We start from the raw sequence: 11,977 nt of genomic DNA, 5'->3' as shown, positions 1-11,977 counted from the left end.
CCGACCTCGGGCCCGGCCACCCGCCACCACTGACGAGATCCGTTGCACTGACCCCCACACGATTCCGCAACAGCCCGGAAAGCGTGGCACAACTGGCCACTCGACGGACTCCCGCGACGATCCGACGCCAGCAAGTATCGCCAGCGTCAATACTTTCGCAGTTGCCAGCTAACTCTTGTCGACGACGCGGCAGCCCCGCAGCCGACGAGCTCGGCCGACTTCTTGCACACTGCAACGTCTAGACAGCAAAGTGATTAGCCCAGTTGACGGCGAGCGATACGCTGCTGTTGATCTGGTTCTAAGTCATATTTCTGACCAGCTTTCGGAAGTTTAGCCATCTTTCTGACAGCGCAGCTGGCGGAGCTGGCTACCGACGTCGACCATCCTCATGCGCCCCGGCAGCTAAGGAAGTTTGTTGCGAACTCAACAAACGCCACCGAGTCCGCCGTTCGGCTGACAACAGAACTGTGTTTGCTGCCTTAATGTCTCCTGCGAGTTACCTGAATGTTTCCTGAGAGGCGTACGCATGGCGAAACACCGTCGCAAGAAGATCAGCAAGGCTGCCGTCGTCGGCACCGCGATAGCCGCAACGGTCGGCGTCGCGTTGACCCCGAGCGTGTCGGACGCAGCCACGTACGTGGTGGGTCTGCCGGACTGGATTCCATCCGACAGCTTCGGTGGTGCGGTGCAGACGTTGCCCTCGGATCCGGGCGCAGTGACCGGCGCGATCCTCGACGACCGAGCGCATGCCACGGTCATCAAGGGTTGGGGCATGGGCACGGTCTCCGAAGCGGACATGGCGCCGGTATGGGTGACGTGGTTCAACCCTCTTAAGACGGGGTCTGCGAGCCAGACGACTACCAGCGGCGGCATATTCGGCCCCTGGTCCGGCACAGTGACCGGCAAGGACTGGACCCAGGGCCAGTGGGTGTCACCGAGCGATCCGGGCATCGACCTCACGGACCTGAGCAACTTGAGCGTCAATGACGCTGCCAAATTCGCGAGCTACCTTGCGAACGGCGGCAACGCTGCCGCCGCCCTGGCACCGCTGGTGAACTGGACGGCATACATTTCGAACACCAACTTCATCGGCTACGGCGACGGCGCCATCGCCGTCGGAGCCGGCTATCAAGACTTCATCGACATGGCCCGTAACGGCGAATTGGAAGCCGGACCGGCTCTGACCGGGCCCCGCAAGATCGTCATCACCGACCCCAACGATCCCGTCACCAAGGACGTCACAAAAGGATTCACCAAGGTGAACGGCATTACGTACGGCGTGATCAAAGTGTCGCCAGGGGTATGGCTCGCCACTCAGCCGCTCAACTCGTCCGACTACCCGGATGAGCCCGACATGCCGAACGTCGAGATCATTCCCGGCGGCGTCATCGACGTCACGCTGCTGACGGTCAACTTGCTGCGTAACCCCGGCCGGCCCAACGGCGGACTCTATGCCCGCTTCGCGCCGATCTACCAGGAGGTGACTGGCGTGAACCCAGTGACCCCCGAACGCCAAGACGTACTGCCGGAAGGCATGGAGGGACTGAACCTTTCCGACATCAGCTTCGACAATCTGGGCAACCTGATCGCCAATGCCGAATCCCTCGACGGCAAGCCCATCGTGCTGACGATCCTCAAGACCGACACCACATGGGAGTACGACTATCTCTCGGACGCTCCGGTGACCGCGAACCCGATCGCGTGGGCGAACTCGGGAATGGCGTCGATGCTGCCGCTCACGCTGGGGGCATCGCTGCTGAACGGCGGATCGGGACTGGGCGCCAAGATCTACACCGCGCCTGACGGCACGATCTACACCACGATCACCCAGGATCAGTTGCCGCTGCTCATGCCCGCTCGCCTGGTCGCCGGCCTGGTCGGTGTTGCCACCGGCGAGGACGTCAACACCCCTGTTGCCGACGCCCTCGAACCGGTGTTGAAGGTGCTGGTCAACACCAGCTACACCGACGCGGTGCGCAACGAGGACGGCAGCTGGAGCCGAAGCCTCGACCAAATGCACGTTCCCACGCTGTTCGGTACCCAGACCCTGACCCGCGCGCAGGCGGCGCTGCTCGCCGGTGACATCCTCGGCGAACTCGGTCGGGGTGTGGGATCGGAATACACCGATGTGGTCCAGCGTGTCACCACCCGGGTGGTGAAGTTCCTGGAAGACAACGACATTCAGGTGCCCACCGAGATCAAGACGGCGGCGACGACATTAGCGGTCGAGCCCGGCAAGGTGGTCCGGACAGTCAGTCGTGAGCTCGGAGACGGGGTCAGCACTGTCCTCGGCAAGCTGGACACCGCCTTGCCCGAAGGCCCGGCGGCGCCCACCCAGAAACAGCTGGCCGACATTCAGCGGCCGGTCGGTAAGGTGCTGGCCGCGGCGAACCAAGCAACGGGCGGTGAGGCGGCCAAGGAGATCATTCCGGCAATTTCGGATCCGGCCGGCGCGGTGGTACGCACGGGCAAGCAGCTCTCCACGAGCGTCACGAAGACTCAAAAGAGTCTCACCCACGCGCAGGAGCGGGTCACCAAGGTCACCGACAAGCTCAAGACCGGTGACGTCGGCGGAGCGGTCAAACAGGTCGGCGAAAACGTCAAGAACCGGGTCGAGCGAGTGAACAAAGATGTCAACAACGGCCTGAACAAGCTGAAGGGCAAGGACAGCAGGTAGGCACACGATCGCCCAACAGGTGTGGCCGCTCCGCTACGGAGGGGCCACATCTGTTGGTTTTTGTCACACCTGCCACACCCATACCCCGCTCGCGACACCACTCGCTATGCCCGGCTGTTAGCGACAAAGTCGCGCAAATCGCCACGTCGGCAACATTGGCATCACTGGTCTCGCGTCGGCCGATCCCATCCGTCACGTCTGCACCGCCAGGCCGGCACTGCCTCACCGGTCACGTGCCCACGCTGCGAGCGACAAAGTCGCCAACAGTCGGGCACGCCGAATTCTGTTGCTGATGAGGCTGTCGATCCCAGTGATGCTGGTGAGTTTCGCGACGTGATGCAACAGTGAAATGAGTTGCACCTGAGGCTAATTCCGCGACTTTGTCGCAAACAGGCGGGCAAAACGTCGCATGGTTTCCGAACCGGGACTGGTGTGACAGATGTGACCAACCGGGATTGTCGGTGGCAGGTGGCATCGTGCGGTCATGTCAGACAAGCTGCTACTCAAGGGAATCGAACTCCGTTACGTGCTGACGATGCACCTTTTCCAACACGGGAAACAGTCGGTCGCCGACCTGGTCGAGGCACTCGATGCCTACGGCTTCACCACGAAAGGCCGGCCGTCGAAGGCGATATCGGATGCGCTGAGGTGCGAAATCACCCACGGTCGAGTGTTCCGCATCAGGCACGGCCGCTACCGCCCGGCCTGGATGCCCCGTTCCACGGAATACCGCATTCGCGAGCGAGTACTCACGCTGCGCGCGAAGGCTGCCGAACTGAGAACCGTCAGTTGGTAGTGCTGTCGTCGGCTTTCGACTCGTCCGCGGACTCGGACTCTGGCTCTGACTCGGGCTCGGGCTCTGGCTCTGGCTCGACCGCGAAGTCGTCCGCGGGCCAGTAGTCGCGCCATTCGGCTTCGGTGATGGTGCCCAACGGCGTCACATCGAGTGACTCGGGGACGTCCTCTCCGCGGCGTCCCGCTGCGACGTCGGCCTCGACCCGCCGCACGGTGTCCATGAACTCCAATACCGCTGTGCGCAGCTCGTTTTCGGCATCGGTGTCAGCGGTGACGGAGATGGTGGTGATGGCTGCGGGCACCAAATCCGCGGGCAGACCGGCCTGGGTCACCCGGGAGATCACCTTCTGTGCCAACGCCAGAGCCGGCTGCCCGGTGGGCACGTCGTCCATCGAAGACGTGCGTGCCTTGACGGATTTCTCCTGAGCCTTGCGCTCTTCCCACTGCGCCAGCTGCTCATCGAGTGAAATCGATTCCCCCGCAAGCACTGCCGGCACTCGGTTGCCGAGCTTGCGAACCAGCGCATCGGCGACGTCGTCGATGGTGAACGGGTGCACCGGCGCATCTTCGGCGATGCGGGCGTGGAACAAGACCTGCAGCAGCACATCACCGAGCTCCTCGCGCAGCTCGTCGGCGTTGCCGCCGCGGACCGCGTCGAACAGCTCGTAGGTCTCCTCCAGCAGATAACGGCGTAGCGAATCGTGGGTCTGTTCGCTCTCCCACGGCCCGGCGGTGCGCAGCTTGTCCATCATGGCCACGGCATCGACCAGCCGCTCACCTGCCGCTGGTTTCGGTGCGGAGATCACCGTGTCACCGGCCGCGATCCGAGCAACGACCGCAGGATGTTCGGGATCGGAGGACAGCAGCACAGGCGCCTCGTCACCGTCATATGCCGGCCGCGCTGCAGGCAGCGACCACGGCACCTTGACCGGCATTTCCTCCGTGTACTGGACGTCCCCGGCCAGGTGCTGGATCGCCTCGACCGGAACCAGCGAGGGACGGCGCGGATCAACCAGGACAACGGTCATCGTCGCGCCTCGCTGGAGAACTTGGTCATGTCAATCTCTTCCGGCGGTTTCCCATTGAGTACCAGCACCAAACCGGCTGCCATCTGGACCAGCTCGAGATCCCGGATGCGGGGCGCACCAAGTCCGTCACCCGCTCGCGGGATCGGTACCTGAATCGTCGATGTGGTGGCCCGATAATGCGCGCCGGGATAGAGCCGTTTCAACCTCAGCTGCGCAGAATCCGGCAGCACCATCGGCGACAATCGCAGCGTCGACGCCGACACCGCACTGATCTCGGTGATTCCGTACTCCCGGCACAGCAGCCGCAGCCGGGCTACCGCGACGAGGCGCTGCGCAGGCTCGGGCAGCGGACCGTAGCGGTCGTTGAGTTCGTCGACAACGGCGGCGACGGCGGCCTCGTCGGGAGCGGCGGCCAGCCTTCGGTAGCCCTCCAGCCGGAGCCGGTCACTGCCGATGTACTCCGGTGGCAGATGCGCGTCGACCGGCAGGTCGATCCGCACCTCCTTCGCTTCCTCAGCGGTGGCAACGGTTTTGCCGTCAACCGCCGCGCGATAGGCCTCGACGGCTTCGCCGACCAGCCGCACGTACAGGTCGAAACCGACGCCGGCCACGTGCCCGGATTGCTCGGCGCCCAACACATTTCCCGCGCCGCGGATCTCCAGGTCCTTCATGGCCACGGCCATGCCCGCACCCAGGTCGTTGTTCTGCGCGATGGTGGCCAACCGGTCGTAGGCCGTCTCGGTCAGTGGCTGCTCCGGCGGGTACAGGAAGTAGGCGTAGCCGCGCTCGCGGCTGCGGCCGACGCGGCCACGCAGCTGGTGCAGCTGCGACAGGCCGAACGTGTCGGCCCGCTCGACGATCAGTGTGTTGGCGTTGGAGATGTCCAGGCCGGTCTCGACGATCGTGGTGCAGACCAGGATGTCGTATTCGCGGTTCCAGAAGCCCTCGACGGTCTTCTCGAGCATCTCCTCGTTCATCTGGCCGTGCGCGACAACGACTCTCGCCTCGGGCACCAGCTGACGGATCCGGGCGGCCGCCTGGTCGATGGTCCGCACCCGGTTGTGAATGTAGAACGCCTGCCCGTCACGCAGCAGCTCACGACGCAGTGCCGCAGCAACCTGCTTGTCGTCGTGCGGTCCGACGTAGGTGAGCACCGGATAGCGCTCCTCGGGCGGGGTGAGGATCGTCGACATCTCGCGGATGCCCGCGAGGCTCATCTCCAGGGTGCGCGGGATCGGCGTCGCACTCATGGTCAGCACGTCGACATGGGTGCGCATCGACTTGATGTGCTCCTTGTGTTCGACGCCGAACCGTTGCTCTTCGTCAACGATGATGAGGCCCAGGTCTTTCCACGTCACGCCGGTCTGCAGGAGCCGGTGGGTGCCGATCACGATGTCCACCGAACCGTCTTTCATGCCCTCGATGACGGCACGCGACTCGGCGGGGTCGGTGAAGCGCGACAGCCCTTTCACGGTGACGGGGAAGCCGGCCATCCGTGCGGTGAAGGTCTGCAGATGCTGATCGGCCAGCAGCGTCGTCGGCACCAGTACGGCCACCTGCTTGCCGTCCTGCACCGCCTTGAAGGCTGCCCGCACCGCGATCTCGGTCTTGCCGTAACCGACGTCACCACAGATCACCCGGTCCATCGGCACCGGCTTCTCCATGTCGGCCTTGACCTCGGTGATGGCCGTCATCTGGTCGACCGTCTCGGTGAAGCCGAACGCGTCCTCCATCTCGGCCTGCCACGGGGTGTCCGGGGCGAACGCGTGCCCGGGTGCGGCCTGCCGTTTGGCGTAGAGCGCCACCAGCTCGCTGGCGATCTCTCGAACTGCCTTGCGTGCACGGGTTTTCGTGTTGGCCCAGTCGCTGCCACCGAGCTTCGACAGGGACGGGGCCTCGCCGCCGACGTACCGCGACAGCTGATCCAGTGAATCCATCGGCACGTAGAGCCTGTCGGCGCCGCCGCCGCGCTTGGCCGACGCGTATTCCAGAACCAGGTACTCGCGGCGAGCGCCACCGACCACCCGCTCGGTCATCTCGACGAACTTGCCGATGCCGTGCTGATCGTGGACCACCAGGTCGCCTGCCGTCAGCGCCAGCGGGTCGACGACGTTACGGCGTTTGGCGGCAAGCTTTTTGCCTTCTCCGGCGGTGACCCGGTTGCCGGTCAGATCCGTTTCGGTGATGATCACCAGGTTGGCGCCCGGCAGGATCAGACCGCTCTGCAGCGGACCTCTCAGCACCCCGATCACGCCGGCCTTGGGCGTCGCCCCCGGCTCCAACATCGTTGCGGCGATGTCGGATTCACCGAGCTGCTCGACGACGCGGTGCGCTGTACCGGTGCCCGGCGTGACGATCGCCGCGGTACCGCCGGTGGCCACATGCGCCCGCAGCATCGCGAAGATCTCGTCCAGGCTCTGCTGACTGCGCGCCGACGGTGCCGGACGCAGATCCAGTTCGGTGGCGGCCCCGTCGGAGAGCTGCGACAGCGTCCACCACGGATGCCCGCCCGCAACGGCGCCGGCACGCGCCTCGTCGAACGGGATGAACCCGGACGCCCCGAGCGCCTCGATGTCGATGGGAGCGTCACCGCCGACCGCGGCGGTCGACCAGGACGCCTCCAGGAACTCGCGGCCCGTCTTGATCAGATCGGCCGCGCGGGTGCGGACCTTCTCGGGATCGCACACCAGCACCGGGGCACCCTCGGGCAGATGCGCCGTCAACGTCGTCGGCTCGACCGGATGCAGCAGCGGAAGCAGAGCCTCCATGCCGTCGACCGGGATGCCCTCGGCGAGTTTGGCGAGCATGTCCGGCACGCTGCCGGGCACGCTGTTCTCGTGGGTCGGATGCTCGAGGGCCAGGGCCGCGGCGCGCTCCCGCACGTCGGGCGTCATCAACAGCTCACGGCACGGCACCGCGACCAGCGTCTCCACCGGCACTTCCGGGATCGACCGCTGATCGGCGATCGAGAAGGCCCGCATCTCCGAGACCTCGTCGCCCCAGAACTCGACCCGCACCGGATGCTCGGCCGTCGGCGGGAAGACGTCGAGGATGCCACCGCGCACCGCGAACTCACCGCGCTTACCGACCATGTCGACGCGCGTGTAGGCAAGGTCGACGAGCCGTGCGATGAGCTCCTCGAAGTCGGCCTCATCTCCCAGCGACAGGCTGACGGGCTCGATGCTGACCACATCGGGTGACATCGGCTGCAACAGCGACCGGGTGGTCGTCACCACGACCCGCAACGGCGGGCCCAGCGTCGCGTCGTCCGGACGGGCCAACCGGCGCAGCAGCAGGAGCCGGGCGGCGACCGTCTCGACACCCGGCGACAACCGCTCATGCGGCAGCGTCTCCCAGGACGGGAACAGGGCGACGGCATCGCCGAACACGCCGCGCAGCTCAGCGGTCAGGTCGTCGGCCTCGCGGCCGGTCGCCGCGACCACCAGCAGCGGGCCGTGCTGGGCCAGCGCAGCGGCGACCAGGACCCGCGCGCTGGCCGGGCCGACCAGCGCGAGATCGGCAGGTCGGTCGGCGGCGCGACGGATGACGTCCTGCAAGGACGGATCGGACAGAGCCAGCTCGATGAGACCCGCGATCGGGGTCTGGACATGGGTGTGCCCCGGTGCGGTCATGATGCGTCCATTCTAGGGGGCTGTAGTTTCGCCAAAATCGGGCCCGCCAGCATCAAGGGAGCGTCAAGGCGCCCCACAGGCAACGCACCGCGACGCACGGTGAAGTCATGACATTGCTCGACATCCTGCCCTCGCTGCGCGCAGCCGTCCCGCCCCGCCTCGACCCGGCGATCTGGCCGCTCACCACCCACCTCGACGAGCAGGGCCGGATCACCGTGGGCCGGGTGCCGCTGACCGAGATCGCCGACGAGTACCGCACCCCGGCCTACGTGCTCGACGAGGCCGACTTCCGGCACCGGGCGCAGCACTATCGAAGCGCCCTGCGCGGCACCGAGGTGGTCTATGCAGGCAAGGCATTGCTGACGACGGCCGTCGCGCGGTGGGCCTGCGAAGAAGGCCTCGGCGTGGACGTGTGCTCCACGGGTGAACTGGCCACGGCGCTGGCCGGCGGGGTGCCGCCGAGCCGGGTCGTGTTGCACGGCAACGCGAAGTCATGCGACGAGCTGCACGATGCGCTGGACGTGGGAGTCGGCCGCATCGTGGTCGACTCGCTGATGGAGATCACCTACCTCGCCGGGCTGGTGCGCCGCCGCCAGCAGGTGCTGCTGCGGGTGACCCCGGACATCGACACCCACGGGCATCGGGCCGTCACGACCGGCGTGCGCGATCAGAAGTTCGGTTTCACGCTGGCCGGACAGCACGCCGCCGAGGCCGCGGCCCGCGTGTTGGGCACGCCGCACCTCGAACTCGTCGGCCTGCACTGCCATATCGGTTCACAGGTGACCGATCCGGAGCTGTACGGGGAGGCGATCCGGAGGCTCATCGCCGCGATGGCCGACATCCGGCATCGGCATGGCGTGGTGCTGACCGAGCTGAATATCGGCGGTGGACATGGCATTCCCTATGTGACCGGAGACTCGGCATTGGACCCCACCGCCCTCGCCGCCGTCATCGACGACGCCGTGGATGCCGCATGCGGTGCCGAGCGGTTCCCGCGGCCGCGGCTGGTGGTGGAACCCGGGCGGGCCATCAGCGGACGGGCCGGGGTGACGCTCTACCGCGTGTGCGCGGTCAAGTCGCAACCCGGCGGGCGCACGTTCGTCGCTGTCGACGGAGGGATGAGCGACAATGCCCGCGTCGCGCTGTACGGCGCGAAATACACTGTGGCGCTGGCGAATCGGCATGCACTCGGGCCGACCCAGACCGTCACCGTGGTGGGCAGACACTGCGAGGCGGGCGACGAGATCATCCGCGACGTGGCACTGCCCGCCGACATCCACCCCGGCGATCTGCTGGCCGTGCCGTGCACCGGTGCCTATCACCACAGCATGGCGTCGACCTACAACATGGTGGGCCGCCCGCCGGTCGTCGCGGTGCGTGACGGGCGGGCGCAGTTGCTGGTGCGTCGGGAGACGACGGCCGACCTGCTCGCGCGCGACGTGGGATGAGCGCTATTCCTCGTGCAGCACCGGGTCGGGCTCGAGGTGCGTCAGGCCGTTCCACGCGAGGTTGACCACGTGGGCGGCCACCACTTCTTTCGGCGGTTCGCGGACGTCGAGCCACCACTGCGCCGTCATGGACACCGAACCGACCAGGGCCTGGGCGTAGAGCGGCGCCAACTCGGGGTCCAGACCGCGCCGGGAGAAATCTCCTGCCAGGATCGACGACACCTGGTTGACGGCGTCGTTGAGCAGCGTCGCGTAGGTGCCCGAGGTGATCGCGGCCGGCGAGTCGCGGATCAGGATGCGGAAGCCGTCGGTGTGTTCCTCGACGTAGGTCAGCAACGCCAGCGCGACGCGCTCGACCCGCACACGCGAGCGGTTGTTCGTCAGCGACGACGTGATGCCGTCGAGCAACGCCGACATCTCGCGGTCGACGACGACGGCGTACAGCCCCTCTTTGCCGCCGAAGTGCTCGTAGACCACAGGTTTGGACACGTTGGCGCGCTGCGCGATCTCTTCGATCGAGGTGCCGTCGTAGCCGCGCTCGGCGAACAGCGACTTGGCGATCTCGATGAGCTGTTGCCGCCGTTCGCTGCCGGTCATCCGGGCGCGGGGCGCACGCACTTCCTTCTCGGGTGCTGCCACGCAGACCAGCCTATCGACTTGCACTAGAGTCTCGGATTGATCGGATTGATCGGTCCGTCGTGGTGTAATCGGCAGCACCTCTGATTTTGGTTCAGATAGTTCAGGTTCGAGTCCTGGCGACGGAGCAGCGAGTGAGGCTCGCCGAGCGAGCAGGCAGTCTGGGGATGGCGACGGGCGTGCGCAAAATGCATGCTCGATGCGGTGTGTTGCGGGGCAGACACGCACGCTCGCGGTGAAAGGGGAACTGTGACCGCATCGACCGAGGCCGCAATCGTCGTACTGGCAGCTGGAGCCGGGACCCGGATGCGGTCGAACACCCCGAAAGTGCTGCACACCCTGGGCGGGCGCAGCATGCTCGCGCATGCCGTGCACACCGTGGTCAATGTGTCGGCGCGGCATGTCGTCGTGGTGCTCGGTCATGACCGGGAACGCATCGCCCCGGCGGTCACCGAGCTCGCCGACGAGCTGGGCCGCCACATCGACATCGCCATCCAGGACGAACAACGCGGCACCGGCCACGCCGTCGGCTGCGGCCTGAGCGCGCTGCCCGACGATTTCACCGGAACCGTCGTGGTGACCTCGGGTGACGTACCGCTGCTGGACTCCGACACGCTGACCGATCTGATCGCCGGGCACACCGGCGCGACGGCCGCGGCGACGGTGCTGACCACGACGGTCGCCGACCCCACCGGGTATGGCCGCATCCTGCGCACCCAGGACAACGAGGTGATCGGCATCGTCGAGCAGGCCGACGCCAGCGCGTCGCAACGCTCGATCCGGGAGATCAACGCCGGGGTGTACGCCTTCGACATCGCCGACCTGCGATCCGCGCTGAGTCGGCTGCGGTCCGACAACGCTCAGCAGGAGCTCTACCTGACCGACGTCGTGGCCATCCTGCGCCAGGACCGCCGCACGGTCCGGGCCCACCACGTTGACGACAGCGCGCTCGTGGCCGGCGTCAACGACCGTGTCCAGCTGGCCGATCTTGGCGCCGAACTGAACCGTCGCACCGTGGCCGCCCACCAGCGGGCCGGCGTGACGATCATCGACCCCGGCACCACGTGGATCGATGTCGACGTCACCATCGGCCGCGACACCGTCGTGCGGCCCGGGACCCAGCTGCTCGGCACCACCGAGATCGGCTCGGACTGCGAGATCGGGCCCGACACCACGCTTGCCGACGTCGAGGTCGGGGACGGCGCGTCGGTGGTCCGCACGCACGGGCAGTTGGCCGTGATCGGCGCCGGAGCGACCGTGGGGCCGTTCACCTACCTGCGGCCCGGCACGATCCTCGGGGCCGAGGCCAAGCTGGGCGCGTTCGTCGAGACCAAGAACTCCACGATCGGCGCGGCGACCAAGGTGCCGCACCTCACCTACGTCGGCGATGCCGACATAGGTGATCACAGCAACATCGGGGCCTCGAGCGTGTTCGTCAACTACGACGGCGAGAACAAGCACCGCACCACGATCGGCTCGCACGTGCGGACCGGTTCGGACACCATGTTCATCGCGCCGGTGACCGTCGGCGACGGCGCCTACACGGGCGCTGGGACCGTCTTGCGCGACGACGTTCCGCCAGGTGCGCTGGCCGTATCGGACAACGCCCAGCGCACATTCGAGGGCTGGGTCGAGCGCAAACGGCCGGGCTCCGCGGCTGCCGAAGCGGCGCGTAAAGCGCGCGGCGACGGCCAGTGAGGCCGCACCAACTCGACGCTTCGTGTTGGCAGTCTGGTAACCCGGCAACGCAGACGCGGAAAC

General features: G+C 66.6%; 7 protein-coding genes and 1 tRNA gene. 5 read left to right on the top strand and 3 right to left on the bottom strand.

Going from position 1 to position 11,977, the window contains the following annotated elements; all coding sequences use genetic code 11:
- The first annotated feature begins 526 nt into the window (after positions 1-526).
- Both BST13_RS31940 and BST13_RS31935 read left to right on the top strand, forming a co-directional pair.
- Entirely contained in the window at positions 527-2,677 is a 2,151-nt protein-coding gene (locus BST13_RS31940; RefSeq protein ID WP_083169278.1) for a PE-PPE domain-containing protein, read from the top strand.
- A 484-nt stretch (positions 2,678-3,161) separates the two neighbouring features.
- On the top strand, positions 3,162-3,473 hold the full coding sequence (locus BST13_RS31935; protein ID WP_083169276.1) for a hypothetical protein: 312 nt from the start codon (positions 3,162-3,164) through the stop codon (positions 3,471-3,473).
- Here the strand turns inward: BST13_RS31935 and BST13_RS31930 are convergent.
- Both BST13_RS31930 and mfd read right to left on the bottom strand, forming a co-directional pair.
- Positions 3,463-4,500 (bottom strand): nucleoside triphosphate pyrophosphohydrolase, encoded by a 1,038-nt coding sequence (locus tag BST13_RS31930; protein ID WP_083169274.1) that lies wholly within the window; start codon positions 4,498-4,500, stop codon positions 3,463-3,465. The genes BST13_RS31935 and BST13_RS31930 overlap by 11 nt on opposite strands.
- Positions 4,497-8,132 carry a transcription-repair coupling factor gene (mfd, locus tag BST13_RS31925; RefSeq protein WP_083169272.1) on the bottom strand — a complete coding sequence of 1,212 codons (3,636 nt, stop codon included), beginning with the start codon at positions 8,130-8,132 and terminating at the stop codon, positions 4,497-4,499. Before mfd ends, BST13_RS31930 begins: the two co-directional genes overlap by 4 nt.
- A gap of 107 nt (positions 8,133-8,239) precedes the next feature.
- Between mfd and lysA the strand changes: the two genes are divergently transcribed.
- On the top strand, positions 8,240-9,580 hold the full coding sequence (gene lysA, locus BST13_RS31920) for a diaminopimelate decarboxylase (protein WP_083169270.1): 1,341 nt from the start codon (positions 8,240-8,242) through the stop codon (positions 9,578-9,580).
- Positions 9,581-9,583: 3 nt separating this feature from the next.
- Here lysA and BST13_RS31915 read toward each other — a convergent pair whose 3' ends face one another.
- Entirely contained in the window at positions 9,584-10,177 is a 594-nt protein-coding gene (locus BST13_RS31915; RefSeq protein WP_062829554.1) for a TetR/AcrR family transcriptional regulator, read from the bottom strand.
- Positions 10,178-10,272: 95 nt separating this feature from the next.
- Between BST13_RS31915 and BST13_RS31910 the strand changes: the two genes are divergently transcribed.
- Together BST13_RS31910 and glmU are read left to right on the top strand one after the other, a co-directional pair.
- Positions 10,273-10,344: transfer RNA gene (locus tag BST13_RS31910), tRNA-Gln, on the top strand.
- Positions 10,345-10,465: 121 nt separating this feature from the next.
- Positions 10,466-11,914, top strand: a complete 1,449-nt coding sequence (glmU, locus tag BST13_RS31905) for a bifunctional UDP-N-acetylglucosamine diphosphorylase/glucosamine-1-phosphate N-acetyltransferase GlmU (protein WP_083169268.1) — start codon at positions 10,466-10,468, stop codon at positions 11,912-11,914.
- The last annotated feature ends 63 nt before the right edge of the window (positions 11,915-11,977 follow it).

This window comes from Mycobacterium aquaticum, assembly GCF_002086485.1.
Taxonomy (GTDB): Bacteria; Actinomycetota; Actinomycetes; order Mycobacteriales; family Mycobacteriaceae; genus Mycobacterium; species Mycobacterium aquaticum.
The sequence above is the reverse complement of the archived record's forward strand: the minus strand, read 5'-3'. Positions and strand labels throughout refer to the sequence as shown.

Bases quoted from the DNA above. Each gene is read 5' to 3' on its own strand.
- BST13_RS31940 (WP_083169278.1), top strand. From the start codon at position 527: ATGGCGAAACACCGTCGCAAGAAGATCAGCAAGGCTGCCGTCGTCGGC.
- BST13_RS31935 (WP_083169276.1), top strand. From the start codon at position 3,162: ATGTCAGACAAGCTGCTACTCAAGGGAATCGAACTCCGTTACGTGCTG.
- BST13_RS31930 (WP_083169274.1), bottom strand. From the start codon at position 4,500: ATGACCGTTGTCCTGGTTGATCCGCGCCGTCCCTCGCTGGTTCCGGTC.
- mfd (WP_083169272.1), bottom strand. From the start codon at position 8,132: ATGACCGCACCGGGGCACACCCATGTCCAGACCCCGATCGCGGGTCTC.
- lysA (WP_083169270.1), top strand. From the start codon at position 8,240: ATGACATTGCTCGACATCCTGCCCTCGCTGCGCGCAGCCGTCCCGCCC.
- BST13_RS31915 (WP_062829554.1), bottom strand. From the start codon at position 10,177: ATGACCGGCAGCGAACGGCGGCAACAGCTCATCGAGATCGCCAAGTCG.